The sequence below is a fragment of the Dyella sp. ASV21 genome, assembly GCF_016428975.1.
Taxonomy (GTDB): Bacteria; Pseudomonadota; Gammaproteobacteria; order Xanthomonadales; family Rhodanobacteraceae; genus Dyella.
In genome coordinates this window covers 69871-96313 of record NZ_JAELTT010000010.1, presented here as the reverse complement: position 1 = coordinate 96313, position 26443 = coordinate 69871, and the positions used below count along the sequence as shown (strand labels likewise).

Annotated in this window: 17 protein-coding genes and 1 pseudogene; 10 read left to right on the top strand and 8 right to left on the bottom strand. The window is 65.4% G+C overall.

The annotated features are described in order from the left end of the window. The 3 genes and pseudogenes from JHD67_RS05705 to JHD67_RS05695 form a co-directional block, all read right to left on the bottom strand. Positions 1-378 (bottom strand): annotated as a pseudogene (locus tag JHD67_RS05705) (homoserine dehydrogenase); the annotation flags it as partial. A 147-nt stretch (positions 379-525) separates the two neighbouring features. Continuing rightward, the gene (locus JHD67_RS05700) at positions 526-672 is read right to left on the bottom strand and encodes a hypothetical protein (RefSeq protein WP_199098199.1); all 147 of its coding nucleotides are present in this window, start codon (positions 670-672) and stop codon (positions 526-528) included. 141 nt (positions 673-813) lie between these two features. Further along, entirely contained in the window at positions 814-2799 is a 1986-nt protein-coding gene (locus JHD67_RS05695; protein WP_199098197.1) for a bifunctional 2',3'-cyclic-nucleotide 2'-phosphodiesterase/3'-nucleotidase, read from the bottom strand. Positions 2800-3044: 245 nt separating this feature from the next. On the opposite strand from JHD67_RS05695, the gene JHD67_RS05690 reads away from it, so the two are divergent. Further along, entirely contained in the window at positions 3045-4718 is a 1674-nt protein-coding gene (locus JHD67_RS05690; protein WP_343214312.1) for a sulfatase-like hydrolase/transferase, read from the top strand. 126 nt (positions 4719-4844) lie between these two features. On the opposite strand, the gene nagA is transcribed toward JHD67_RS05690, so the two are convergent. The 4 genes from nagA to JHD67_RS05670 all read right to left on the bottom strand — a co-directional run bounded on the left by nagA (position 4845) and on the right by JHD67_RS05670 (position 9510). Further along, a complete protein-coding gene (gene nagA / locus JHD67_RS05685) occupies positions 4845-6002 on the bottom strand; it encodes an N-acetylglucosamine-6-phosphate deacetylase (protein WP_199098193.1) in 1158 nt (385 codons plus the stop codon). Next, positions 6002-7036 carry an SIS domain-containing protein gene (locus tag JHD67_RS05680; RefSeq protein WP_199098190.1) on the bottom strand — a complete coding sequence of 345 codons (1035 nt, stop codon included), beginning with the start codon at positions 7034-7036 and terminating at the stop codon, positions 6002-6004. Before JHD67_RS05680 ends, nagA begins: the two co-directional genes overlap by 1 nt. Positions 7037-7088: 52 nt before the next feature. Continuing rightward, positions 7089-8141, bottom strand: a complete 1053-nt coding sequence (locus JHD67_RS05675; RefSeq protein ID WP_199098188.1) for a LacI family DNA-binding transcriptional regulator — start codon at positions 8139-8141, stop codon at positions 7089-7091. Between the two features lie 82 nt (positions 8142-8223). Continuing rightward, entirely contained in the window at positions 8224-9510 is a 1287-nt protein-coding gene (locus JHD67_RS05670) for a sugar MFS transporter (RefSeq protein ID WP_199098186.1), read from the bottom strand. Positions 9511-9927: 417 nt separating this feature from the next. Between JHD67_RS05670 and glk the strand changes: the two genes are divergently transcribed. The 7 genes from glk to JHD67_RS05635 all read left to right on the top strand — a co-directional run bounded on the left by glk (position 9928) and on the right by JHD67_RS05635 (position 21041). After that, positions 9928-10977, top strand: a complete 1050-nt coding sequence (gene glk, locus JHD67_RS05665; protein WP_343214311.1) for a glucokinase — start codon at positions 9928-9930, stop codon at positions 10975-10977. Between the two features lie 99 nt (positions 10978-11076). After that, on the top strand, positions 11077-13830 hold the full coding sequence (locus JHD67_RS05660) for a TonB-dependent receptor (RefSeq protein WP_199098184.1): 2754 nt from the start codon (positions 11077-11079) through the stop codon (positions 13828-13830). A 306-nt stretch (positions 13831-14136) separates the two neighbouring features. Beyond that, on the top strand, positions 14137-16437 hold the full coding sequence (locus tag JHD67_RS05655) for a family 20 glycosylhydrolase (RefSeq protein ID WP_199098182.1): 2301 nt from the start codon (positions 14137-14139) through the stop codon (positions 16435-16437). Positions 16438-16445: 8 nt separating this feature from the next. Then, the gene (locus JHD67_RS05650) at positions 16446-17507 is read left to right on the top strand and encodes a heparan-alpha-glucosaminide N-acetyltransferase domain-containing protein (protein ID WP_199098180.1); all 1062 of its coding nucleotides are present in this window, start codon (positions 16446-16448) and stop codon (positions 17505-17507) included. 54 nt (positions 17508-17561) lie between these two features. After that, positions 17562-18719: an AraC family transcriptional regulator gene (locus JHD67_RS22855; protein WP_199098178.1), complete on the top strand. Its 1158-nt coding sequence runs from the start codon at positions 17562-17564 to the stop codon at positions 18717-18719. 106 nt (positions 18720-18825) lie between these two features. Next, positions 18826-20628, top strand: a complete 1803-nt coding sequence (locus JHD67_RS05640) for a CocE/NonD family hydrolase (RefSeq protein ID WP_199098176.1) — start codon at positions 18826-18828, stop codon at positions 20626-20628. A gap of 143 nt (positions 20629-20771) precedes the next feature. After that, on the top strand, positions 20772-21041 hold the full coding sequence (locus JHD67_RS05635; RefSeq protein WP_199098174.1) for a hypothetical protein: 270 nt from the start codon (positions 20772-20774) through the stop codon (positions 21039-21041). 41 nt (positions 21042-21082) lie between these two features. Here JHD67_RS05635 and JHD67_RS05630 read toward each other — a convergent pair whose 3' ends face one another. Beyond that, on the bottom strand, positions 21083-22117 hold the full coding sequence (locus JHD67_RS05630) for a PHB depolymerase family esterase (RefSeq protein WP_199098172.1): 1035 nt from the start codon (positions 22115-22117) through the stop codon (positions 21083-21085). A 105-nt stretch (positions 22118-22222) separates the two neighbouring features. Between JHD67_RS05630 and JHD67_RS05625 the strand changes: the two genes are divergently transcribed. Next, positions 22223-23974 (top strand): alkaline phosphatase, encoded by a 1752-nt coding sequence (locus JHD67_RS05625; RefSeq protein ID WP_199098170.1) that lies wholly within the window; start codon positions 22223-22225, stop codon positions 23972-23974. A 125-nt stretch (positions 23975-24099) separates the two neighbouring features. Beyond that, positions 24100-26424: a TonB-dependent receptor gene (locus JHD67_RS05620; RefSeq protein WP_199098169.1), complete on the top strand. Its 2325-nt coding sequence runs from the start codon at positions 24100-24102 to the stop codon at positions 26422-26424. Positions 26425-26443: the final 19 nt, after the last annotated feature.

Genomic DNA, 26443 nt, shown 5'->3' with positions numbered 1-26443 from the left:
GAGTTTGTTGGGTGTCACCACGTGCATGCCGGCCGCCAGCCATTCGGCGTAGCGCGAGGCGACCGCTTCGTTTGCGCTGCAATCGATCAGCAACGCGTGGCGGCCGTCGTTACCGCGTACATGGGCCGCGAATTCGTCCAGATTGCCGGGGCGCCAGGTCTGCGCACTGTCATGGCGGCCATTGAGTTCGGGGTCGTCCGCATCCAGCCACATGCGTCGACTGGCGGCCACGCCGCATAGTTTCAGCTCCAGTCCGGCGTGGGCCAGGCGGGGTTGTGCGGCGCGCAGTTGATCGAGCAGGGCGCTGCCGACGCGACCGGGGCCGATCAGGCCCACCGCGAGCACGCGGGTGCGCGCGGCGCGCCTGGGCAGCGCCATGGCGTGGGGTGGCAGCGAGGGCTGTTCGAGCGAAGAGCATGCAGCAAGGTTCACGGTGGCCTCCATTCGGGGCCCGTGCTCGCTAGCGGGATTCGGGGTGTGCTCCGGCCCGCCTCATCGAGGGCGGGGCCGTTTGCGTTGGGAAACTTATTCGCGCACGGACACCCACCCCGACCCGGTGGTAATAGTGGTCGTGGTGGTGGTGGCGATGAAGGTGACGCCGACGCACAGCGGCATGCGCCCGGTCAGAGCCGGGTTGGAAAGCATGCGTGCTGGCAGGATGGACGGCGACATGGTTCCGACCATAGGGCGATGGCTGTACCGCAGTCAACAGGTACAGATGAAACTTTGGACGTCCATCCGTGCCGGCAAGCCGGCACGGATCACGCGGTCGTACGGGGCACGCCTACTTGCAGGCCGCCGTGCCCCGGGTGCTCAGTGCGACAGATCGATGGCGTAGGTTGCGGTGCCGTCGCCGTGGTCCTTGAGCTGGCGGATGTTCTTCAGGCCAGCTTCCTGGGCCACCTCGGCCTTGCCGGCGGCACCCTTGAACACCACTTCGCCACGGGTCTTCAGCGGAGCGAAGTGCCAGGAAGTGCGGGGCAAGTCCTTGGCTTCGATGGTCTGCTGGCGCTGCAGCCAGCGGGCGAGGATCTCGCGGGCGCCGTCCGGCGCAGACAGCACGATGTTCTTGCCGTCCAGGCCGGGGAAGTTGCCGCCGCCGCTGGCACGGTAGTTGTTGGTGGCCACGATGAACTGCTGTTGCGGCGTCACCGCCTTGCCGCGATAGCTCAGCTTGCGGATGCGTTCGCCTTCCGGCTTGGATACATCGATCTCGTAGCTCAGCTCGCCCTGCAGCTGATCAAAGTTGAAACCCGGGTAGCGGTCATTGATAAGCGCCTGCTCGCCCTCCTTGCTGGGGTCGATGCGGTTGAAACGCTCGGCTGACTTCTCCAGCCACGCCTTGAGGCCGGCACCATCCACCTGCACGGCGGCGAGGGTGTTGGGGTAGAAGTACAGGTCGGCCGCGCTGCGCAGGGTGAGCGGGCCGGGCGCCACGTCGGTGTAGTCGTCCGGGCCGCCAAAGCCAGTGCGGAAGGCGGCGGCGGCGGAGAGCACGGGTAGCTGGGCCAGGTCCGGGCGGGACTTGGCCAGCTCCGTCTTCACGTAGTCGCGCATGGCCGCGTTGATCGGCGCCAGCGCGGTCATGTTGCCCTCGTCGGCGAAGTAGCTGCTCATGTGCACGCGGGTCTGGCCGACCGGGGTATTCACATAGGCCATGGCCGCTTCGTGCGCTTGCGCCACCAGCGGGGCGATACCCGGGTCAGCGGCCACGCATTCGTTCTTCTTGGGGCAGATGGGCCGCACTTCGCTATGCGTCTGGCTGGCATCGATCACCCAGCGGCCGTCCTTGCGCGCCAGCGCCAGGTCGATCACGCCCAGGTCCTTGCCGAAGAAGCCGCCCATCACCGCCGGCTTGCCGCGCACGAAGCCGCGCTCGGCATCCACCTCCGCGAGGCCCTTGTAGTGCGGCCCGGGGAACTCGGTATGCGAATGACCGAGCAGCAGCACGTCGATGCCGGGCACGCCGGCCAGGTGCCAGCCGCCGTTCTCCATGTCCGAGGTATAGGGTGCGGTGCTGAGGCCGCCGTGCAACACGGCCACGATCAGGTCGGGGTGCTGGGCCTCCAGTTCGGGCAGGTACTTCTGCGCCGCTTCCACCACGCCGCTCACGGTGACCTTGCCGGCGAGGTTCTGCTTGTCCCATTCCAGGATCGGCGGCGGGGTGAAACCGATGATGCCGACCTTGAGCGGCACCTTGCGGGTGCTGCCGTCCGGCGCGGTTACGGTGATCTCCTTCTGCACCACTGTCCACGGATGGAAAATCGGCGCGCCATCGCGGGCGCTGTACACATTGGCCAACACCAGGGGGAAGTGCGGCCCGGCGCAACGATCGCCGCGGCCGCCGTCCACGTTCATGGGCGTGCCGGTGACCTGGGAGAGGAAACCCAGCCCGTAGTTGAACTCGTGGTTGCCGGCGGTGCCGCCGTCGTAGCCCATGGCGTCCATGGCGCGGTAAATGCCCAGCTCCTCGGCGCAGCCGATCGGCTTGACCTGGGCCTGGTAGTCGGCCAGTACGCTGCCCTGGATGGTGTCGCCGCTATCGAACAGGAAGTTGTTTTGGAACTGCCCGCGCGCCTGGCGGATCAGCGTGGCGGTGCGTTCGTAGCCTACCGAGCTGTCCTCGCGCTGCTTGTAGTAGTCGTAGCTGAGCACGTTGGCGTGCACATCGGTGGTTTCCAGGATGGCTACCTGGGCGCGGCTGCCGTCGGGCAGGGCGACCGGGCGGGAAGCCTGGTGGGCGCATCCGGCCAGCAGGGCCGTGGCGACGAAGGCGAGGGGGCGCAGGCGAAGCAGCATGGGCGAGCAATCCGTGGTGAGCGGGGTGGGGCAGGCACGCTAGCAGATAGCGATGTCTCAATCCCAGCGAAACCGCGGCTGAACCGCTTGGGGTCGCCGTTTGTCCGTTGCCGGCCATTGTGCTTGTGACGACGACAAGACCGTAGAATTACCTTCGAATGACATTGAGGCCAAACAGGGGGCCTTTTCCTACTATGCCGCGACAACCGCTTTCATTCTTGCGGAAGAGTGGTCCATGGCTGTGCGTGGCGGGATTCTTCCTGTTCTGCGTCAGCATGACCGCACTGCGTGAGCCCGAACTGCTGCAACAGGCGTTCGTGATCGCTCTGATGGTGTGCGCCTTTGGCGTGCTGCTTTTCGCCTTTGCCCGTCCGGCCACCGCCCTGGTGGTGACCGGAGGCCTGTTCCTGGGCCTGAATTTCCTGTCCGTGCTCAAGCTGCGCTACCTCGATTCGCCGCTGATGCCGGCGGATTTCATCTACTACGCGCGCAGCAGCCTGCTCGAAACGCTGGGCCATTACCCGCACTTGTGGGGCCTGTGCCTGCTGATCGGCGTGGTGACGCCGCTGCTGCTATGGGCCGTGTGGCGCTGGGATCGACGCATGCTCGTGCATGTGAGCCGTCGTCGTGCCTGGATGCTGCGCAGCGGCGGCGTGATGCTGTGGGCCGTGGCGTTCTGGGTATGCCTGCTTCCGGATGGCCCGTTCGCCGAGGTGCACGCCAAGAACGTGTGGGAGAAGCTCTCCGACGACGCGCAGATCACCAACTTCTTCGTCAACTTCAGCGATTCGGACATTCGCATGCCCGCCATGAGCGATGGCGCGATGGCCGAGCAGGAGTGGGGCGCCACCGCCGCCGGCGAGCCGGCCGCCGCGCCGCGTTCGCCGGAGACATACCCGGACATCGTGCAGGTGCTGGAAGAAAGCACCTTCAATCCGGCCAATTTCACCCAGTGCAATGTGCCCGAGTGCCGCGTGGGCATGTTCAGGCCCGACGCGCGCACCCGCGCCACCGGTCCGATGCGCGTGCACACCTTCGGCGGGGGCACGTGGGTGAGTGAGTTCGCCACGCTCACCGGCATGCCGCAGGACATCTTTGGCCCGGGTGGCATGTATGCGCCTTACGTGCTGGCACCGCACGTGCAGGACAGCCTGCCGCGCCAGTTGCAGCGCCTGGGTTATCTCACGGTGGCGATCTATCCCACCAACGGCAGCTTCCTCAATGGTCGCAACGCTTATAAGGCCTACGGTTTCGACCAGTTCTACGACGCCGGCCAGTTGGGGCTGGAAGAGTGGGAGGAAACCGACAAGCAGATGTTCGACGCGGCCAAGCGCGTCTACGACAAGGTGAAGAAGCCCGGCCAGCCGGTGTTCGTGATGATCCTCACCCTGGCCCAGCACGGCCCGCACGACACCGACCCGCAGTCGTCGTTGCCGGCACCGTTCAACAAGGGCGTGCTCAAGGGCGTCAACGCGCACCAAGCGCAGAACTTCAACACGTACCTGTCGAACCTGCGCAATTCCGACCTCGCGATGCGCGGGCTGGAACACGATTTCCTCGATCGCGAACAACCCACCGTGATCGTGCATTTCGGCGATCACCAGCCGTCGTTCAGTGGCCTCATCCGCGAAATGCCGCGTACCTGGCCGGAGGGGCTGTCCCCGTACAAGGACTACCTCACCTATTACATGATCAAGAGCAACTTCCAGGGTGCGCCACTGCCGCGCTACCCGATGCTCGACATCGCGCTGCTGCCGAGCATGGTGCTGCAGGCGGCGGACCTGCCGACCGATCCGTACTTCTCGGCGGCCATCGCGCTACGCACGCGCTGCAATGGCCTGTACACGGACTGTGCGCAGCCGGAGCTGGTGAAGTCGTATCACGCGTGGATCTTCGACCGGCTGCACGTGTACCAGTAAATCGCCGCGCGGCGGCAACGGGGCAACACGCGTAAAGCATCCAGCGCGCGTTGCCCGCGTCTGCGGTCTTCCTTGCATGTGGCGCTTGGCCAATACCGGCCAGGCGCGCTTGCCGCCTGCCTGCCGTCAGCTCGCGGCGTAACGCACGCCGCCGATCCAGGTTTCATGCACGTGCAGGGTATCGTCGAGCACGGCGAAGTCGGCGCGCTGGCCGGCCACCAGTCGGCCGAGCTGGCGATCCAGGCCCAGCCATGCGGCGGGGTAGGCACTGGCCATACGGGACGCTTCGGCCAGCGTCAGGCCCACCATCTGCACCAGGTTGCGCACGCCGGTGGCCATATCGAGGGCCGAGCCGGCCAGCACGCCGGCATCGCTCTGGCAGATGCCGTCGCGGGCGACGATGGTCTGGCCATTGAGCACATATTCCGGATTGGCCGCGCCCACCGGTGGCATCGCGTCGGTCACCAGCACGCTCTTGCCGCGAGCCTTGGCGGCGATGGCCACGCGCAGCGCAGCCGGGTGTACGTGATGGCCGTCCACGATCAGGCCGCACCAGCTATGCGGATCGTCCAGCGCGGCGCCGACCACACCGGGCTCGCGACTGCCCAGCGGCGTCATCGCGTTGTACAGGTGAGTGAAGCCGCACACGCCGGCGTCGAGCGCGGCGCGCGTGGCGTCATAGGTGGCGGCGGTGTGGCCGGCCACGACCAGGACGCCGGCTTCGCTGAGCTGGCGAATGGTATCCAGCGGCACTTCTTCTACCGCCAGCGTAATCATCACCACGCCGCGACGGCGCCGCGTGATGGCGGCGATGTCGTCGGCATCGGGCAGGCGGAACAGCGTGGCATCGTGGATGCCCTTGCGCGCGGTGGCGAGGAAGGGGCCTTCCAGGTGGATGCCGAGCACACCCGGCACGCCTTGTTCGATGGCGGCATCGACGGCGTCCAGCGCCTTGTGCATGACTTCCGCGGTATCGGTAATCAGCGTGGGCAGGAAACCGGTGGTGCCGAACTGCCGATGCGCGGCGCTGATGGTGGCGAGCGCCTCCACCGTGGGCTCGGCGTTGAACAGCATGCCGCCACCACCGTTGACCTGTACATCGATAAAGCCGGGCAGCAGCAGGCGGCCACCGACATCGTGTCGCTGCGCGTTGGCGATGCGGCTGTCATCGGCGCGCACGATGGCTTCGATGCGCGCGCCGCGCGTGAGCACCGCTAGCCCGTCTTGCGGGCCGTGCTCGCCCATCACGCGGGCATTGACGAGTGCAGTGAGTGGCGCGTTCATTACATGGTCTCCGTGACCTTGCGCAGATGCGGCGGTACGTCCGGATCGTAGCCGCGTGCCAGGGCCAGCGCGCTGGCGGCGCGGTAGAAGCTCTGCACGGCCAGCAGCGGCGTCACGATGGGCGCGATGTCCTTGGGCAGCGCCAGGGTATCGGGCTCCGTACTGCCCGGCGCGGCGATGAATACGCGTGCGCCACGGGCGCGGAACTCGCGCGCCACGGTAAGCGTATTGTCCAGCGTGCCATCGTCCTGGGCCAGGAACAGCACCGGAAAGCCTTCGCCCACCAGGGCCATCGGGCCGTGCTTCACTTCCGCCGCGCTGAACGCCTCGGCGTGCAGGCCGCAGGTTTCCTTGAGTTTGAGCGCCGCTTCCAGCGATGCGCCAAAGCCGTAGCCGCGACCCACCACGAACAGGTTGCGCGCATCGCGCAGGCCCTCGGTGAGTGCGCTCCAGTCGCTGTCCCAGCCGCGCCGCAGATCGTCGGGCAGGCGCTGCACCACATCGTGCAGCACCTTGTCGTTGCTCCAGTGCGCGGTGAGCTGCAGGATCGCCGCGAGCGTGGCGAGATAGCTCTTGGTGGCGGCCACGCTGAGCTCCGGGCCGGCACGCAGGGGCACGAAGGTGTCGGCCATCTGCGCCAGCGGGGAATCTTCCACGTTCACCAGCGCCAGCACATGCGCGCCGGCGGTCTTGGCGGCTTGCGCGCTGCGCAGCAGGTCCGGGCTTTTGCCCGACTGGGAGATGGCGACGAACAGGGCGCCATCCAGGTGCAGGTCGGCATCGTAGATGGAGGAGATGGACGGCGATGCCGAAGCGGTGATCAGCCCCAGGCGTGTCTCGAACACATACTTGGCATATGCGGCGGCGTGATCGGAACTGCCGCGGGCACAGGTGACGATGAAGCGCGGCGGCTTGGCTCGCAGTCGTTCGCCGAGAGCAGCCAGGATGGGCGCATTCTCGCGCAGCTGGCGCTCGACCACGGCGGCCGTTTCATGAGCCTCGCGGAACATCAGGGTGGAGCTGGCTTCTTTCATCGTCTATCTCAATGGCAAGCGTGGTCGCGCCACGCGGGGTGAGGTATGGACCTCACCCCTTGCGGGGCGCGGGGGTTTGCGGTGGCGCGGTGGAGCCGCGCACGACCAGTTCGGGTACGAAACATTCGCTGTGCGGCGCTTCGGCGGTGCCGCCGGCCTTGCGCTGCAGTTCGGCCATCAACTGCAGCGCGGCATGGCGACCGATGTCGCTGGTGGACTGGCGCGCGGTGGTGAGCGCCGGCCACGCCTGCTTGGAGAACGGGCTGTCCTCGAAGCCGGCGATGGAAAGATTCCATGGCACGTCCATTCCGCTGGAACGGGCCGCAGCCAGTACACCGGCGGCGATTTCGTCGTTGCTGCCGAAGATCGCCGTGGGCGGATCTTTCAGTGCGAGCAGTTTGCGCGCGCCGCGGAAGCCGTCGTCGAACGCATAGCGGCCAGGCAGTACGAGCTTCTTGTCCAACGGCAGGCCGTAGTCCTTCAGGGCGTCGGCATAGCCCTGGTAGCGCTCGGGGCTGGAACGATGATGCGGTTCGCCCCATAGGAAACCGATGCGCTTGTGGCCCATCTGGATCAGGTGTTCAGTGATGGCATACGCGGCGCTGCGATCGTCGATGTACACGCAGGGCGCGCCGTCGTGCGGATCTTCGCGCGAGGAAATGATGCGCACGAAGCTGATGTCGTTCGCGGTCAGCGTGGCGATCAGCTCGGCTTGTTCGGACATCGGCGGCGCCAGCACCAGGCCGGCGAGCCGGTTGCGTTCCACCAGGGCGCACAGCTCTTCGGCCAGCGTCGGCGAGGTGGAGTCGCAAGGGTGAATCAGCAGGCCGAAGCCGCGCTCCCGGCAGGCCGACAGCACGCCATCCTGCATGCTGATGACGTAGTGCGCGTTCGGGTTGTCGTAGACCAGGCCGATGGCATAGGCATGTGCGCTGCGCAGGCCGCGTGCCGATGGGTTGGGTTGGTACCCCAGCGCCTCGATGGCGCGCTCGACCTTTTCGCGCGTGTCCTGGCGCACCGACGCCTCGCGGTTGATCACGCGCGATACGGTCTTGAGCGAAACGCCCGACCGCTTGGCGACGTCCTTGATGGTGGGGTTGCGCAACGTAGGAACTCCGGCAGAACGAAGATGGGCATCGTAGCCCAGCGCGGCGCGCCATGAAGCCGCGCCGCGCGTGCGAGGTGGCTCAGGTCGCGTGTTGACCCACGCGATGGCCCCTCATGCCGTAGTAGAGGATGTACAGGTAGCAGGGCACCATCAGCAGCATGAATACCAGCTGGAAGTTGAAGTGCTGTTTCAGGTGCACGAACAGTTGCGGCACCAGGGCGCCACCCACGATGGCCATGATCAGCAGGGCCGAGCCGCGCTCGGTGAGGCGACCGAGGCCGTGGATGGCCAGCGGGAAGATCGCCGGCCACATCATCGCGTTGGCAAAGCCCAGCGCGGCGACGAAGCCCACCGAGATATGGCCCTGGGTGAAGTAGGCGCCCAGCGTAAACAGCACGCCCAGCACCGCGGACACCGCCAGGTAGCTCTGCTGCGAGATAAAGCGCGGAATCAACACCAGGCCAGCCAGGTAGCCGCCTAGCATCGCCACCAGCGTATACGAGGTGAAGTGCTTGGTTTCTTCCAGCGGCAGGCCGAAGCCTTGTCCATAGGTGCCGATGGCATCACCTGCCATCACTTCCACCCCCACATAGAGAAACAGGCACAGCACGCCCAGCCACAGGTGCGGGAAGCTGAAGATGCCACCCTTGGCATGACCGATATCGGACTCGGCGTTCGCGCCGGAAGGTTTGATCTCCGGCAGCGGCGAACGCACTACCCAGATCGCCAGCAGTACAAGCAGGCCGGCCATGATCATGTAGGGCATGTGGATCTTGGCGGCGAACGCATTGAGCAATGCCTCGCGCGCTTCCGGCGTGGGTGCGGCCTTGACCTGCTGGTCGAAGTTGTCGATGCCGCTGAGCACCAGCGCGCCGAACAACACCGGGGCGAGTGCACCGGCCACCTTGTTGCAGATGCCCATGAAGGCAATGCGCTGCGCGGCGCTGTCGATGGGGCCAAGAATGCTTATATACGGGTTGGATGCGGTCTGCAGCAGCGCGAGACCCGCGCCGATCACGAACAGGCCGAGCAGCGCCGGGTAGAAGATGCGCATGCTGACGAACTGGCCAAACAACACCGCGCCAATCGCCATCACGAACAGGCCCAGCCCCATGCCCTTCTTCATGCCCGTGCGGCGCAACACGCTCGACGACGGAATGGCCAGGAAGAAGTACGAAAAGTAGAACACCAACGGCACCAGAAACGCCGATACGTCATCCACGTTGAAAGCGAGCTTGACGAAGGTAATCAGCGGACCGTTGAGCCAAGTCACGAAGCCGAAGATAAAGAACAGCACACCGATGATCAGCATGGGTACCACGCTGGATGAGCGCGCCCCGCTGGCGGAAAGCGTAGTGGCAGACATGTAGGTGAAAACTCCCCGCGAATGGCTGATGACTGACAGGCCGCAGCGGCCCGACTCCCCCGAATTGATCTTTTATCGACGCTAATAGCAACGTTGTCAATTGTCCGCCCTTCACGGCTCATCCATGACTTATGGCGGGGGTGTTGAATGACTCTTCATGACCGCCTCTTTTGGCGCGTTGCGGCACGTTTCAGCGCTCCTGTTTTACCCTCGTGATTTGCAGTTAAATATCCGTAAATCAATGCTTTGTATTTACTGGTCTACGCAGGTATCTGCGACTCATGCTGTCCCGCCGCATCAATCGCCACCCCCCGTGCCATTTCTCTTATTGACAACGTTGTCAGTCATTACCAGACTCCGGCCAAATTCGACGCTGACTTGACAGCTTCGTGACATCGGGATGACGAGGGGATAGCAGTGGGGGAAGCCATCAGCCACGGCGTGCGCGCGTTGTCGCCAGCCAGCATGTTTCTCGCGGCGGACGTCGGGGGAACACATGCGCGCATCGGCCTGGTGAGCCCGCAGCCAGACGGCCCGCGGCCAGTCACGGTGCTGGAATACCATCGCTATGCCTGCGCCGAATGGCCCAGCCTTACCGCGGTGCTGAAGGATTTTGTCGGCCATCTCGGTCGCGCGGTGCAGGTGGATCGTTGCGCCGTGGCCAGTGCCGGCTATGTGCTGGGCGATGCCATCATCAACGACAACCTGCCCTGGCCGGTGTCGATCCGCGATATCCGCGACAGTCTCGGCATCGAGCAGCTGGCGGTGGTCAACGATTTCGAAGCGGTGGCCTATGCCACGCAGTTCCTCGGCCACGCCGACACCACACCGGTGATCGAGAGCAGTGCGCCGCAGGCGGTGGGTCCGGTACTGGTCATGGGCCCGGGCACCGGCCTGGGTTCGGCGGTGCTGCTGCCAGGCCACCCGCACGCGACGGTGCTCGCCACCGAAGCGGGCCAGATCGCGCTGGCGCCGGGCAACGAGCGTGAGATCGAGATACTCCGTCATCTCGCGCGCGATCGCGCCTACGTATCGTTCGAGCATGCGCTGTCCGGCCCCGGCCTGTTGAATCTCTACACTGCCGTTTGCGCGCTCAATCAGCAGGCGTCCGTACTCACCGAACCCAGCCAGGTCACCCAGGCCGCACTGGCGCGCAGCGATGCCGCCGCCGTGGAGGCGCTGGAGGTGTTCTGCGGCTTGCTCGGCAGCTTCGTCGGCGACCTGGTGTTGCTGTACGGCGCGCGGGGCGGCGTTTTCCTTGCCGGCGGCATCCTGCCGCAGATCCGCGACGTGCTGCTCACCAGCAGCTTCCGTCAGCGCTTCTTCAACAAGGGCGTGATGCGCGCCTTTCTGCAGCAGGTTCCCGTACGACTGATGGAGCACGGCCAACACGGCGTGATTGGCGCAGCCGGCCTGTACCTGGATGGCCGGCATGCGAAGCCTGGAGAAATCGAAGTACCGCAGTAACCACCGTTGCACTGAACCGGGCGCAAGCCCAGATCGCCAAGCCGCAGCAGGACAGCCCACACACATCCGCTGCAGAAATACCTTCGAGGGGAGGAAACCATGTCACACCGCAAAACGATTCTTGCAGCTAGCATCATCGCCAGCCTGTGCCTGTCCAGCGCGCTCTACGCCCAGGACGCCAGCCAGCAGTCCAACACGACCCAGTCCAGCGACCAGGCTGACCAGTCGAAGGCCAAGCAGCTCGAGACGGTGACCGTCACCGGTATTCGCGCCAGCCTGCAGGCGTCGATGGACACCAAGCGCAACGCCGACGCCATCGTCGATGCGATCACCTCGGAAGACATCGGCAAGTTCCCGGCCAGCAACGTGGCCGAGGCGCTCGCCCAGATGCCGGGCGTCACGCTCGATCGCCAGCTCGGTGCGACCCAGCGCGTCAGCATCAACGGCATGGACCCCAGCCTCAACCTGACCCTGCTCGACGGTCACCCGGTGGCCCAGGCCGTGTGGCTGTACGACGACGCGCCGAACCGTGGCTTCAACTACTCGCTGCTGGCGCCGGAAGTGGTCGGCCGCCTCGAGATCTACAAGAGCCCGGAAGCCCGTCTGCCGGAAGGTGCGCTCGGCGGCACCATCATCATGCACACCATCAAGCCGCTGGACGTGCCGTCCAATACGCTGACCGGTTCGGTGGGCGTGAACTACAACGACATGGTCAGCAACAGCCGTCCGTCCGCGTCGGTGTTCTATAGCTGGCATAACGACGACAAGACCTTCGGCGTCGACGTGTCGGCCCAGCATTACGAGCAGTTCCAGAACCGCCAGGGCCTGGAAAACTACGGCTATACGCCGGTGTCGGGCATCGTCTCCGCCAGCCCCGTGGCCGCCGCGCTGGTGGCTGCCGGCAAGATCAAGCTGACCGACCAGATCCCCAACCAGATCAGCGTGTCCAACTTCCAGCAGACCGAGAAGCGCGACAGCGTTACCTCGAACATCCAGTGGAAGCCGATCGACAACCTGAACTTCAACCTTGGCTTGATGTACGCCAAGGACAACCTCGACAACCTCAACCAGTCGATGTACCCGTGGCAGCTGCACAGCCCGGCCGGCATCACCTCGCTGACCGAAGGCCCCAACGGCATCATCGTCGCGGGTAGCCAGGCCGGCACGCCGTGCCAGAACAACCTCAACTGCACCAGCACCGCGCAGACCTTCGCCGACAACAATGCCCGTCGCTCGGAGATCACCACCAAGGGTGTGGACCTGAGCGGCGAGTACAAGGGTGATGGCTGGCGCCTCAATGGCCAGGCTGGCGTGAGCGTGTCGCGCAACCCGATGGAAGCCGGCGTGAAGGAAATCTTCTACGGCGGCGGCTTCGACTGGTCGATCAACAAGGGCCCGCAGTACACCGACCCGACCACCGCCAACGACCCGACCTACTGGGCCGACAACGGCTGGGGCGGCAACCTTGGCAAGGAGCTGTACAAGGCCAGGGATGTCTACGGCCAGCTCGACTTCACCAAGGACTTCGACGGCTTCCTGAACTCGGTGGCCGTGGGTGCGCGCTACGCCTCGCATTGGGAAAGCCAGACGCTCAACGTGTTCACCGGCCCGCAGGCGCTCACGCTCGACCAGATCGGCTACGGCGGCCTCACCAGCCTCGACGGCGCACGCAGCCTGGGCCTGAGCCAGACGGCCATCCAGCACGTGCAGACCGCCGGCGCCAACGCAATCTTCAATGCCATCGAGAGCTCGCCGGGCTTTGGCGTGGCGCAGGATCCCAATTCCTATTGGGATAACACCTTCGCCGTGCAGCAGAAGAACACCGCCGCTTACCTGCAGGCCAACTTCGGCAACGACAACCTGCACGGCAACATCGGCGTGCGCTACGTGCACACCGAGAACACCAGCAGCGGCTACGTGATTCCGCAGGAATGCGCTTCGGCCGATACCTGGGGGTGCGTGTTCCCGGCCGGCTTTGGCTACATCACGCAGAACAGCTCGCACAACAACTGGCTGCCGTCGTTCAACATCGCCTACAACGTTACGCCGGACATCATCCTGCGTGGTGCGGGCTCGGAAACCATCTCGTACGCACCGTACAACCAGATGGCGCCGTACTTCGCCGCCAACGACACGGTGCTCACCGCTGCCGCGGGTAACCCGAACATCAAGCCGTATCGTTCGGTGAACTGGGATGGCTCGGCCGAGTGGTACTTCAACCCGGAATCGATGGTCGCGGTGTCGTTCTTCTACAAGAACGTGCTGAACTACATCGTCAACGCCGCCTCCGTGCAGGAGCGCATCAACGGCTCCTGGGCCCTGCCTGACTTCGCCAACAACGCGGCAGCCCTCGTGGCCTCCGGCCAGTGTACGACCGCGGGTCTGTGCGCTTATGACGTGACGGCGCCGGTCGATGGCGGTCGCGCCAAGGTCAAGGGCGGCACCATCAGCTACCAGCAGGCTTATGGCTACGGCTTCGGTCTGCGTGCCAACTACACCTACTCCGACGCGTCCACCAAGACCGGCGGCGCCCTGCCGTACAACTCCAAGAACTCGTACACGGTCTCCCCGTACTACGAAGAAGGTCCGTACAGCGCGAGCCTCGCCTATACCTACCGCTCCAGCTACCTCGCCGGTGGCTATGTGGCCGGTGCACCGTCGACCTACATCGACGGCTTCAAGGAACTGGACGCGACCCTGGGCTACGAGATCAACAAGAACTTCTCGCTCAGCCTCAACATGCTGAACCTGCTGAACTCCAAGTACTACGCGTACCTGGGCAGCAAGACGCAGATGTCGAACGAGTACGTGACCGGCCGCCAGTACATGCTGAAGGCCAACTTCAAGTTCTAAGTGCGTAAACCGCGTGCCAGGGCCGGTTTGGCCCTGGCACACGGGTGGAATCCGGGCGGTGGGCGTGCTCCCGTTCTCCCGCTTGCCTGGCGAGTGTCACTCACGATGTTCGCGCACGCAGAACGGTGCGCGAACCGCGTGATCGGTTGTATCGGTGTCTACTCTTTATTGGAGCCCGCGGGCTTCCTCCCCAACGGACCTGGCGGTATTGCCCGGTCCGATTTTTCTTGTGGCGAGTCAAACCGCCTGGCTCGTCATGCCTTTTCGCTTATCTTCCGCAGGGAAGCCGATGACGCGAGACTTTCGATGAGCATTCACCGTTACGTGCTGTGCCTGGCCCTTGGCGGGGTCGCTGCCGTTGCCCATGCCGCCACCACCGTCAACGTGATTCCGCTGCCCGCACAGGTGAGCGTGGCTGGCGAGGGATTCACCGTCACAGCGCAAACACCGATCGTGGTCGATGCCGGCGATGCCGACGCTCGCCACGCGGCCGATTACCTCGCGTCACTGACCGCGAAGACGCGCCAGTTGCCATTGCAGGTGAGTACCGCACCGGTGCGCGGCCCGGCCATCGTGCTCAAGCGCGATCCGCAGGCGCCCGTGCAGGGCGAGGAAGGCTATGCCCTCGACGTCGATGCCCAGGGCATCCACGTGGTCGCCAAAGGCGAGGCGGGTCTGTTCTACGGTGCCGTCACCGCCTGGCAGCTGCTGACCGCGACGCCGGGCCAGGGCGATGCACGGATACCCGCCGCGCATATTCGCGATGAACCGCGTTTTGCCTGGCGCGGCTTCATGCTGGATTCGGTGCGCCATTTCCAGACCACCGACGAAGTGCGCACGCTGATCGACCAGATGGCCCAGCACAAGCTCAACGTGCTGCATTGGCACCTCACCGACGACCAGGGCTGGCGCATCGAGATCAAGCGTTATCCCGAACTCACGCGCATCGGCGCATGGCGCACGCCGCCGGATGCCGGAAAGAACGGCGAGCCCGCGCGCTACGGTGGCTTCTACACGCAGGACGAGATCCGCGCCATGGTGGCCTATGCCGCCGAGCGACACATCACCGTGGTGCCGGAGATCGACATGCCCGGCCACGCGCAGGCTGCCGTGGCCTCCTATCCGGAACTGGGCGTAACCGGCCAGCGTCCGCCGGTATCGGTGGACTGGGGCGTCAACCCGTATCTCTACAACGTGGACGATGCCACGGTGCAGTTCCTGCACAACGTGCTCGACGAAGTAATGACGCTGTTTCCTTCGACCTACATCCACGTGGGCGGCGACGAAGCGGTGAAGGACCAGTGGCAGGCCTCGGCCGCCGTGCAGGCCCGCATGCATGCGCTCGGCATCAAGAACGAGGATGCGTTGCAGAGTTGGTTCATCGGCCAGATGGGCCAGTACCTCAACGCGCATGGTCGCCGCCTGATCGGTTGGGACGAAATCCTGGAAGGCGGCTTGCCGGCCAGTGCCACGGTGATGTCATGGCGCGGTACCGAAGGCGCGATCAAGGCCGCCAGGCTCGACCATGATGTGGTGCTGTCGCCCGCGCCGCAGCTCTACCTGGATCAGATGCAGAGCGACCGGGCCGACGAAACCACCGGTCGCCTGCCGCCAATGTCGCTGGAGAGCATCTACCGCTTCGAGCCGGTGCCCAAGGCACTGGACGCGACGCAAGCCAAGCATGTGCTGGGTGTGCAGGCCAATATGTGGACCGAGCACATGCCCACCCTGCGTCATATCGAACACGCGGTGTTCCCGCGCATGGACGCCTTGGCGGAAGCGGCGTGGACGCCGGTGGCGCGGCGGCAGTGGCCGGATTTCCTGCAGCGCTTGCCAGCCCAGTTGGCGCGCTACCGCACGCAGGATATCGGCTATGCCGACAGCGCGTTCGCGGTCTCTATCGACGTGGACCGCAATGCGGCGCTGGCCAGCGGTCATGCCAGCGTGACGTTGTTCAACCAGGCGAAGCACGGCCAGCTGCACTACAGCACCGATGGGAGCGAACCGGGCGCCAGCTCGCCGCTGTACGTCAAGCCGTTTGCGGTCACCCTGCCGACCACCGTCAAGGCGATCGCGTTGGATGAGGCCGGCACGGCCTTGGCCGCGGCGCGTGAGCGCGTGCTGGATGCCAACGCGCTGCGCACGCGCACCACCGGTGAGTTGTCGAACTGCGCCGGCAGCGACTTCTACCTGCGCGTGCAACCCACGCCCGATGCCACCAGCATGGCTCCTTCCTACGCCATCAACGTGTTCGATAACTGCCGCATGTATGGCAAGGCGCGCCTGGATGGCATCGGTGCGATCCGCGTGGATACCGCGCGCTTGCCGCGCAACTACCAGCTGGCGCATGACGCCAAGTTAGTGGTGTCGCACCCTGCCACCACGCCCAACGGCGAACTGGTGATACGCATGGATAGCTGCAAAGGCAAGACGCTGGCGACCTTGCCGTTGCCGGCGGGTGGCTCCAACACCTTCACCTTGGAAGGCGCATTGACGCGGCAGAAGGGCGTGCACGATCTATGTCTGGTGTTCACCTCGCCGATCACCGGACCCATCTACGGTATCGGCGCGGCGACCTTGCTGCCGGCGGTGCAGACCTCGCCGTGAATGGCTTCATGCGTCGGTTGGCGTCGGTGGATGCCCTGCGCGGCTGCACCGTCGCCTTGATGTTGCTGGTCAATGATCCGGGCGATTGGCAGCACGTGTACGGGCCGTTGGAGCATGCCGCCTGGGATGGCTGCACGCCGACCGATCTGGTGTTTCCTTTTTTCCTGTTCGTGGTGGGTGTCTCCATTGCGCTGGCGATCGGCCCGCGCGTGGAGCAGGGTGCCGGGCGTGGCGCGCTCGCGCGTGCCGCCCTCAAGCGCGCGTTGCGCATCCTGCTGCTGGGCGTGGCTATCAACGTATGTGCCTGGTTGATCATGCCCGGCGCGCATCTGCGCTTTCCGGGCGTGTTGCAACGCATTGGCGTATGTTTCGCCGGCGCCGCGATGTTCGCCATCTATGTACCGGCACGCATGCAGTGGGGCGCCATCGCCGCGCTGTTGCTGGGCTACTGGGGGCTGCTGTGTAGCGGCGGTACGCTGGAGCCGTTCGTCAACATCGTCAGTCGTACGGATTTCGCCCTGTTCCGGCGCTTCGTGTATGAGATCGATCCGTTGAGCGGGTTGGGCCACGATCCGGAAGGCCTGCTGGGTTGCCTGCCATCCCTGGCCACCAGCCTGCTTGGGCTGCGCGCCGGCCAATGGTTGCGGCAGGAGCGCATGCGCGCGCTGCTGCTCGCGGGCGTGGTCTCGCTGCTGTTGGGTTACCTGTGGTCGCTGTGGCTCCCGCTCAACAAGCATCTGTGGACCTCGTCGTTCGTGCTGTGGACGGCCGGCTGGGCAATGCTGGCGCTCTACGTGTTTCATGTACTGATCGACCGGCGCGGCTGGCCCGCCGTGGGGCGGCGCTTCGGCGTGAACGCCGTGGCGGCCTATGCGGGGTCGGAGTTGATGCAGATATTGCTGTCCGGCCTGGGGGTGCAGGAGCCGCTGTACCAGCACGCGTTCGCCGGCTGGATCACCCCGCTGGCCGGGCCGTACCTGGCCTCGCTCGCGTTCGCGCTGGCCTTCGTGCTGGTGTGGTGGCTGATCGTCTATGCGATGGACCGGCGTCGGCTCTACCTCAAGCTGTAGCCGTCTGCGGGGCGTTCGGCCACACTCCGGGCATCCATGTCGGGAGGTAGCCGCGTGACGACGGAAACCGTGCTGGATGTTGCCTTCTCTGCCGCAATGTTGGGGCTGGGCGCCCTTGCCGCGTTACTGGTGCCCGTGGCTAGCCGGCATCGCGCATCGCGTTTCCTGGCGGGCTACTTTGTTTGCGTGGCGATCGACAGCCTGGTTGGATTGGTGATGAATGGCTGGCGCCCGCAGCTATCCGCCGGCGCCGTGCGCTGGCTGCACGCCGTGAATGTGCCGCTGGCGTATCTGTATGGTGTGCTGCTGTATGGCTATGTGCTCGCGGTAACCTCGCCACCGCAGCGCGTCCGCCCGCGGCGCATGCGCGCGCACCTGTATCTGTACGGCATGGTGCTGACGTTTTCGTTGGCCAATGCGTTGTTCGCGCTGGATGACACGCGAGCGGGCGCGTTCGCCTTTCTCATCAGCTATCACGGCTGGGTCGTGGTGGGGCTGGTCTATCTCGCGCTACTGGTGCAACGCATTTATCGCGCACGGCCTTTGCTGGAACAGAGCCAGGCCGATGAGGCCGCCTTGACGCTGGGCTGGTTGCGCGGCCTGGCGGCGCTGCTGGCGGTGAGCTGGATCGTTACGGCGGTGGGGCGCTGGGCCAATGTGACGGGCGAGCCGGCGTGGCCGTGGCTGGGCACGTTGTTGGACAGCATGACCATGGCCGCCTTGTTCGCCCTGGCCTGGTCTGGTGCGCACCAGCGTGTGTTGGTGCCGGGCGAGCCGGCGGTGGCGGCGCCACCGTCCGAGGTATCCGTGGGCATGCCGGCCTACGCCCATTCGGCGCTGGATGCGAACCAATGCATGGCGATGGCTGCCGAGCTGGATCGCCTGATGGCCGGCGAGCACTTGTATGTGGACAGCCAGTTCGACCTGGCCGCGCTCAGCCGGCGCAGCGGCTGGTCGCCCAATTACGTTTCCCAGGCGCTCAACCAGGGGCGGGGCCAGAACTTTTTCGAGTTCGTGAATGGCTACCGCGTGGCGGCGGCCGAGCGCTATCTGGCCGACCCCGCCGAACGTCGCACCATTCTGGAGGTTGCGCTGGCCTGCGGCTTTGGCAGCAAGTCCACCTTCAACGCCGTGTTCAAGCGCATCACCGGCCAGACGCCCAGCGGGTACCGCCGTGCCTTGCTCGTGCCGGGCGGTGAACCGGCCGCCTGACGTCCGATCCGGCCGGTTCGGACGCCAGCGGAAGCTGCGGCGATACAGGCTGCATGGTGATGCACGCATCCCGTCGGCATCCATCCCCCTTTGCCAAGGAAAGCCCATGCCCTTGCGTTCCCTGTTGCTTGCTTCGGCCTTGCTCGCCGCCGCCCCCGTGCTGGCGGATGGCGCGAACCAACCGGCTACCGTGTCGGTCGATTTCCAGTGGGGCGTGAAAATTCCCCTGCGCGACGGCGTCAAGCTCAACGCCACGCTGTATCGCCCACCCGGGCAACAGGCGCCGCTGCCGTGCATTTTCACGCTGACGCCCTACATCGCGCAGAAGTACCACGAGCGCGGCATGTACTTTGCCTCTCACGATTACGTATTCCTCACCATCGACGTGCGTGGTCGCGGCAACTCGGAGGGCGCGTTCGCTCCGCTGCTGCAAGAAGCGCGGGACGGCTACGACATTGTCGAATGGCTGGCCAAGCAGCCCTACTGCAACGGCAAGGTCACCATGTGGGGCGGCTCCTATGCCGGCTACGACCAGTGGGCCACCGCCAAGGAATTTCCGGCGCACCTGGCCACCATCGTGCCGGTGGCCTCGCCGCGACCGGGCGTGGATTTTCCATTCACCAGCAACATCTACTACGCCTATGACATGCAGTGGCTCACGCTGACCAGCGGTAAGACCGCCCAGGACGCCATCTTCGGCGATGCCACATTCTGGTCGAGACAGTTTGCCCGCCTCAGCGATGCGCACCGTCCTTTCAAAGAGTTGGATGCGGTGGTGGGCAATCCGTCGCCGATCTTCCAGGAATGGCTGGCCCATCCCGAGCAGGGCGCCTATTGGGACAGCTACAGCCCTACGCCCGAACAGTTCGCCAAGCTCGACCTGCCCATTCTCACCATCACCGGTCAGTACGATGACGACCAGCCGGGCGCGATGTCCTTCTATCGCGAACACATGCATCGGGCGAGCGCGGCGGCGCGAAATCGGCACTACCTGCTTATCGGTCCGTGGGATCACGCAGGCACGCGCACGCCCACCGAAACGTATGAAGGCGTGAGCTTTGGCGCGGCGAGCCTGGTGGACATGAATGCCTTGCACAAGGATTGGTACGACTGGACGCTCAAGGGTGGCAAACCGCCCACGTTCCTCAAGAACAAAGTCACCTACTACATGCTTGGCAAAGGCGCGGAGGATTGGCGCTACGCCCCCGCGCTGGAGGCCATTACGGCGAGCGTGAAACCGATGTACCTCGCGTCCGCGAATGGCCGCAGCAACAGCGTGTATGCCTCGGGCCAGCTTGCCACGGACGCGCCGGGCGGCGCGGTCAAACCCGATAGCTATGTCTACGATCCGCTGGATACGCATTTCACGGCGTGGGATGGCGATGAGGAGGGTGCTACCAGCCTTACCGACCAGAGCGGTTTGCTGGGCGCCTCGGGCCAATTGCTGGTGTATCACTCCGCGCCGTTCGAACAGGACACCGAGCTGGCCGGCTTCCCCAAGCTCAGCCTATGGCTGTCGTTGAATCAGCCGGACACCGACCTGGCGGCCTTTCTGTACGAGATCAAGCCGGACGGCAGCAGCATCCGCATCGGCAGCGCCTTGCTGCGCACGCGCTATCGCCTGGGCCTGCGTGAGGCGGTGCTGGTGAAGCCCGGCGCCATCGAGCGCTACGACCTGGATCAGTTCAGCTTTCTCGCCCGCCGCATCGGTCACGGCAGTCGCCTGCGACTGGCCATTGGCCCGCTCAATACCAAGTACTTCGAGAAGAACTACAACAGCGGCGGCGTCGTGGCGGAAGAATCGGGCAAGGATGCGCGTACGGTCACCGTGACGCTGTACCACGATACCGCGCATCCCAGCGCGCTCTACCTGCCCATGGCGGCGCCATCGACGCCAGGCAAGCCGTAGCGCACACGCGTCCGTTGCCTTGGTGACCGCGCCCGGATTCGACTGGGCGCGGTGCGCCACGGCACGGTCATGCATGCCGCTACTTGCGGCGGTCATCATCGATAGGCACGCTACTGGGTTTTGTGTACCCAAGCGGAGTTGCCATGTCGAGCCAAGAAACCATTCTCCAGATCATGCCCGCCACGGGCTGGGTCGCCGTGTACGACGAAGCCGGCGAAGAAACCGCCGAGGCGCTGGTCTGCTTCGCCCTGGTCGACGGCGGTCGCGCCGTGCGCCCGATGCGTGCTGACGGCAACAAGATCGCTTTCGCCGATGCGGTCGCCAACTTCCTGCGCGTGGAAGAGCTGGCCGAGTTCGAGGAAGACGAAGAAGAGGAAGAGGACGAGGAAGAAGAAGAGGACGACGAGGTCTGAGTTCCTCGCGGTCTTCGCGTGATGCGGCGCCAGCCGTCGCATCACGGTGGCGTCGATAGCGCCTGCGCCAGCGCAACACTGCGTGGCGCGGCGAGCCCACCGTAGCGGGCATCGATCCGTACCAGCTGATCGCGCGCGGGCGCCAACGTCCCGGCGCGAATCAGTGATTGCACTTGATCCAGTTGCGCATCGACGCGCGCCGCCAGCGCGCTGCGGCAGGCCTCCAACGCCTGCGGATCGGCGGGCGGCTGGTGCTCCAGCGCGCCCAGCGCCTGGCTCAAGGCAGACGCATCGGCCAAGGCGTGGCTGGTGCGATGAAGTGTCAGCACCGCCACGCGGCTCACGCACCAGGCTTTCAGCGACAACCGGCTCCGCCGATCGGCCTCCAGCCGCGCGGCGTCTTCGTCACCGGTGAGGTAAACCAGGCGTGTGTCCTGCTGGAAGCGATACAGCAGGTCGCGCGGTGGTGGCGGCAGCTGTTCGCCGATGGCATCGCTGCCGGCGTCGAGCAGGGCGCCATGAAACAGATCCGGATAGCCCAGCGCCACGCGCTGCGCCACGCGCGCGCCGCCGGAAAACCCACCCACATATACCCGTTGTGCATCGACGCGATAGCGCGCCATCACGTTGAACGCCGCCAGCAAGGCCAGCGGCTCGCGCCGGTCCAGCACATCGGCATCATTGCCAGCGTTGGCCGCCGTCACCAGGATCACGCCGTGCGCGTCCAGCTCGGCCTGCCAGTTGCCCGGCACGCGGGCTTCGTTCCATGGCGGCACGAACACCAGCAAGGCATAGCCATTGGCCGGCATCTGCGCGGGCACGTACAGGGCGAAGTGTTCCCGGGCCAGGTCGATCGGCTGTTCGCGGAGCGCGGCGCCGCTGTCTGCCACGCGTTGCTGCAAGCGTTGGGCGTTGAGCGGCGACAGCAGCCGGCGCATCAATTGGGCGCTGCTCGACAGCGGCGTGTATGCCTGGAAGGACACATCGCTGAGCAGGCCCGTGGGCGGCGCGGCGGTTTGCGCCAGCAACGCGGAGGAGATCAGCCCGAAGCCCGTCAGTACGCTGCGCCATCCCATGGGAGGGCAGGCTAGCACCGGCTCGGGCGCCGATTGTCATCGTAAATTATTACGGCACGGCTATGATCGATGGTTCACCCTGTGTCCTTTCGATCGAGGTTGCCGATGATTGCTTCGTCGCCGCTGGCGCGCCGCGCCGTGCTGCTGGGTTCGTTTTCGTTGTTGACGGCATGTGCCGGCCAGGTGGCTTCCGAGCCGCCCGCGCGTGCGTCGGCGATCGAGGTGGCCGCCATCCAGCGCCCCGACGGCGAGACCCCGCAGTGGTGGTTCCGCAGTGGTGCCGCCGCGGCGGCCAAACTTTCGGCGCAGGCCAACAGCCAGGGCCAGCGCGCCAAGAACGTCATTGTGTTCCTGGGCGACGGCATGAGCATTCCCACCATCGCGGCGGCGCATGTGCGCGCCGGCCAGCGCAAAGGCCTGGATGGCGAAAGCTATCGGCTCAGCTTCGAGCAGTTTCCCTTCAGCGCGTTGAGCCGCACCTACGAAACCGACCAGCAGACGCCGGACTCGGCCGGCACGATGACGGCGGTGATGAGTGGCGTGAAGACGCGCGGCGGTTTCATCGGCGTGTCGCAGGTGCCGCGTCGCCAGGATTGCGCCGCCTCGCGCGGGCAGGAACTGGTGAGCGCGCTGGAGCTGGCGGCCACCGCCGGCATGAGTACCGGCGCCATCACCACCACGCGCATCACGCACGCCACGCCGGCAGCCACCTTCGGCCATCTGCCTGAGCGCAATTGGGAAGTCGACGCCGACCTCACCGCCGAAGCCAAGGCGCAGGGCTGCAAGGACTTCGCCGCGCAGCTGATCGATTTCCCCGCCGCTGGCGGCCTTACCGTGGCCATGGGCGGCGGCCGTACCGAGTTCATGCTGGCCGGCGAAGACGACCCGGTGGAGCAGGGCAAGGTGGGCCAGCGCCTGGATGGCCGCGACCTGATCGGTGAATGGAAGAAGCAGCATCCCGATGGCGCCTACGTGTGGAGCGCCAGCCAGCTCAAGGCGCTGGACCTCAAGCGCACGCCGCGCCTGCTGGGCCTGTTCAATGCCTCGCATCTCAACTACGAACACGAGCGCACGAACGACAAGCTGGACGAGCCCAGCCTGGCGCAGATGACCACCCGTGCCATCGAGGTGCTCAAGCAGAACCCCAACGGCTTTTTCCTGATGGTGGAGGGCGGCCGCATCGATCATGCGTTGCATGCTGGCAATGCGTATCGCGCGCTGGATGAAACCATCGCCTTCGCCGATGCGGTGCAGGCCGCGCTGGAACACACCGACCCCAGCGAAACGCTGATCGTGGTGACGGCCGATCATGCGCACACGCTGACCTTCTCCGGCTACCCCAAGCGCGGCAATGACATTCTCGGCCTGGTGCAGGGCCATACCGACAGCTACGACGACGAAGGCGGCGCCGGCATCGCGCGCGATGCCGCCGGCAAGCCGTACACCACGTTGGGCTTTGCCAACGGTCCGGGCTACACCGGCGCCAGCGATACGCAGCCGGAAGGCAGCAAACGCTTTCCGCACGTGGTGCACGACTACTCGCTCATCACCAAGGGTCGTCCGGATCTGGGCAAGACCAACACCGCCGATCCGGATTACATGCAGGAATCGGTGCTGCCGCTCAAGGCGGAAACGCACGGCGGCGAAGACGTGGCGATCTTCGCCACCGGCCCGGGCGCGGCCGCGTTCCATGGCGAGCTGGAGCAGAACACCATCTTCCACGTGATCGTGCAGCACGCCCCCTTGCTGCGCGACGAGTTGTGCAAGCTGCACAGTTGCAATGCCGATGGCGTGCCGGTGGATCGCCCCACGTATCAGGCGTGGTTGCAGCAGGCGAGCCAGGGCGGCGCGCGCTGACATTGGCGACGCCGCCCCCGCGGATCGTGTGAAATCTTGGTGTAAACGTAATTTCATACGAGTTCCGCAGGATGCGGGGAGGCCTGCCGCCAGCAGGCGTCCCCGTCCCCTGGAGTTGCGTTTCCATGAAGAAGAACCTGCTCGCCGCCGCGCTCGCGGCGGCCATGGTCGTTGTGTTGCCCCACGCCCATGCGGCTGAGAACGACCAGCCCACCGCCGCCGCTGCGTCGACCGCCGATAGCGCAAAGAATCTCGAAACCATCTCGGTGATCGGCCAGGGCGAAACCCGCCAGGTGCAGCGCATCGCCGCGAAGGACACCGCCGTGTTGCCGGCCGGCACCAGCATCCAGAAGCTGCTCAACCGCATGCCGGGCGTGAACGTGCAGTCCAACGACGCGTTCGGCGCCAACGAAGAATCGCAGACCATCAGCTTGCGCGGCTTCAACACCGTGCGCCTGGGCTACACGCTCGATGGCCTGCCGCTGGGCGACAACGCCTACGGCAACTACAACGGCCTCAATATCAGCCGCGCGCTGATCGCCGAGAACTTCGGCGGCGTGGAACTGGCCTCGGGCATCGGTAGCCTCGGCACCGCGTCCACCAGCAACCTTGGCGGCACCGTTCAGTACTACTCGGACGATCCGGCCAGCACCTTCGGCGGCCGCTTCGGCCAGACCATCGGCAGCGACCAGAACCGTCGCACCTACGTGCGCCTGGATTCGGGCGACTACCATGGTTTCTCCATGTACCTCTCCGGCATCCGCGCCACGGCCGACATGTGGGCGCCGCCGGAATCGCCCACCACCACCAAGCAGTTCAACGGCAAGGCGGTGTATCAGTTCGATGGCGGCAAGCTCACCGCGTTCGCCGATACCTCGCGCACCTCGCAGGCCGACTATGCATACCTCTCCAAGAGCGGCATGTCGCGCGGCCTGGGCTGGGACTGGAACCTCTACGCGCCGGACTGGAAGCGCGCCCTGGCCGCCGCCTATTGCGCGCCGATCTACACCAAGGGCGGCAAGCGCGATCCGCGCTGCGCGTTCTCCGGCGGCGTGGACAACATCGACGATGCGTACTACCAGAGCCGCGCGCTGCGTCGCGATGAACTGTACTACCTCGCGGGCGATTTCTTCCCCAGCGACGCGGTCACCGTGCATACGCAGGTCTATCACCACGAAAACGCCGGCCAGGGCCACTGGTGGGCGCCGGGCCAGCCGTCCTATCCGGGCACCGCGCAGGAATTGCCCATCTCCATTCGCAGCACCAACTACACCATCAATCGCAACGGCGCGATTGCCTCGGTGAGCTGGGACCTGGAGAACCATCATCTGGAAGGTGGCCTGTGGTACGAGCAGAACCACCATTCGGTGCAGCGTAACTTCTACTGGATCAGCGGCCCGATCAGTGACGATACGTATCTGAGCGATCCCAATCGGCGCCTGTTCTATCAGAAGTACCTCATCACTACGCGCCAGGCCTACCTGCAGGACAGCTTCAAGCTGCTCGACGATCGCCTGAGCGTGGACATTGGCGTCAAGAGCCCGCACACCACCATGAAGGCCAACGAAGTGGCTGGCGTGCCGGTGGAGTCGCCGGTGGCCAACGGCGAGCTGCGCGCCAGCAAGGCGCTGCTGCCGCAGATGGGCCTGGGCTATCAGTTGGGTGGCGGCCAGGAGCTGTTCCTGTCCTATGCCAAGAACATCGCGGCCTTCCAGGGCGGCGGCGCCAGCGGTCCGCTGCTGGTGACGCAGGGCGCCTACGACGCCACGCGCGGTAACTTGAAGCCCGAGCAGTCGCGCACCATCGAAGGCGGCTACCGCGTGGTGCAGGGCGATTTCCAGGCATCGGTGGCGCTGTACGACGTCAGCTTCAACAACCGCCTGCTTTCGCTCAACCCGTGTCCGAGCATCCAGCAGGGCACCACGCCGGCGTGTACCACGCGCTTCTACAACGTGGGCTCGGTGAGCAGCCACGGCGCCGAGTTCACCTTTATCTGGAAGCCGTTCGCGCACTTCGAGTGGTACAACTCGGCCTCCTTCAACCGCTCCACCTACGACAACAACTACACGCAGAACGGCGTGACCATCCCGACCAAGGGCAAGGTCACGGTGGATACGCCCAACAAGCTCTTCGCCAGCGAAATCAACTGGGTGTATGGGCCGTGGAACGTGGGCCTGCGCGGCAAGTACACCGGTACGCGCTACTACACCTACACCAACGACCAGGGCTTTGGCGGTTACACCTCGTTCGACCTGGGCGCCGGCTACGACTTCGGCGCCTTGTATGGCCTCAAGGACGTCAAGCTCTCGCTCAACGTGACCAACCTCACCGACAAGCGCTACGCCTCCAACCTCACCGCGTTCACCAACAGCGATCCGGCCGGCCGTGCCCTGGCTTTCCATGCCAGCGCGCCGCGTCAGACCTTCCTCACGCTGGATGTGAGGTTCTAAGTCGAAAGAGCGGCAGGGG

Coding starts and splice junctions, on each gene's coding strand:
- JHD67_RS05625 (WP_199098170.1), top strand. CDS start 22,223: ATGATTGCTTCGTCGCCGCTGGCGCGCCGCGCCGTGCTGCTGGGTTCG.
- JHD67_RS05655 (WP_199098182.1), top strand. CDS start 14,137: ATGAGCATTCACCGTTACGTGCTGTGCCTGGCCCTTGGCGGGGTCGCT.
- JHD67_RS05650 (WP_199098180.1), top strand. CDS start 16,446: ATGCGTCGGTTGGCGTCGGTGGATGCCCTGCGCGGCTGCACCGTCGCC.
- JHD67_RS05640 (WP_199098176.1), top strand. CDS start 18,826: ATGCCCTTGCGTTCCCTGTTGCTTGCTTCGGCCTTGCTCGCCGCCGCC.
- JHD67_RS05670 (WP_199098186.1), bottom strand. CDS start 9,510: ATGTCTGCCACTACGCTTTCCGCCAGCGGGGCGCGCTCATCCAGCGTG.
- JHD67_RS05635 (WP_199098174.1), top strand. CDS start 20,772: ATGTCGAGCCAAGAAACCATTCTCCAGATCATGCCCGCCACGGGCTGG.
- JHD67_RS05620 (WP_199098169.1), top strand. CDS start 24,100: ATGAAGAAGAACCTGCTCGCCGCCGCGCTCGCGGCGGCCATGGTCGTT.
- nagA (WP_199098193.1), bottom strand. CDS start 6,002: ATGAACGCGCCACTCACTGCACTCGTCAATGCCCGCGTGATGGGCGAG.
- JHD67_RS05680 (WP_199098190.1), bottom strand. CDS start 7,036: ATGAAAGAAGCCAGCTCCACCCTGATGTTCCGCGAGGCTCATGAAACG.
- JHD67_RS05630 (WP_199098172.1), bottom strand. CDS start 22,117: ATGGGATGGCGCAGCGTACTGACGGGCTTCGGGCTGATCTCCTCCGCG.
- JHD67_RS05695 (WP_199098197.1), bottom strand. CDS start 2,799: ATGCTGCTTCGCCTGCGCCCCCTCGCCTTCGTCGCCACGGCCCTGCTG.
- JHD67_RS05660 (WP_199098184.1), top strand. CDS start 11,077: ATGTCACACCGCAAAACGATTCTTGCAGCTAGCATCATCGCCAGCCTG.
- JHD67_RS05700 (WP_199098199.1), bottom strand. CDS start 672: ATGTCGCCGTCCATCCTGCCAGCACGCATGCTTTCCAACCCGGCTCTG.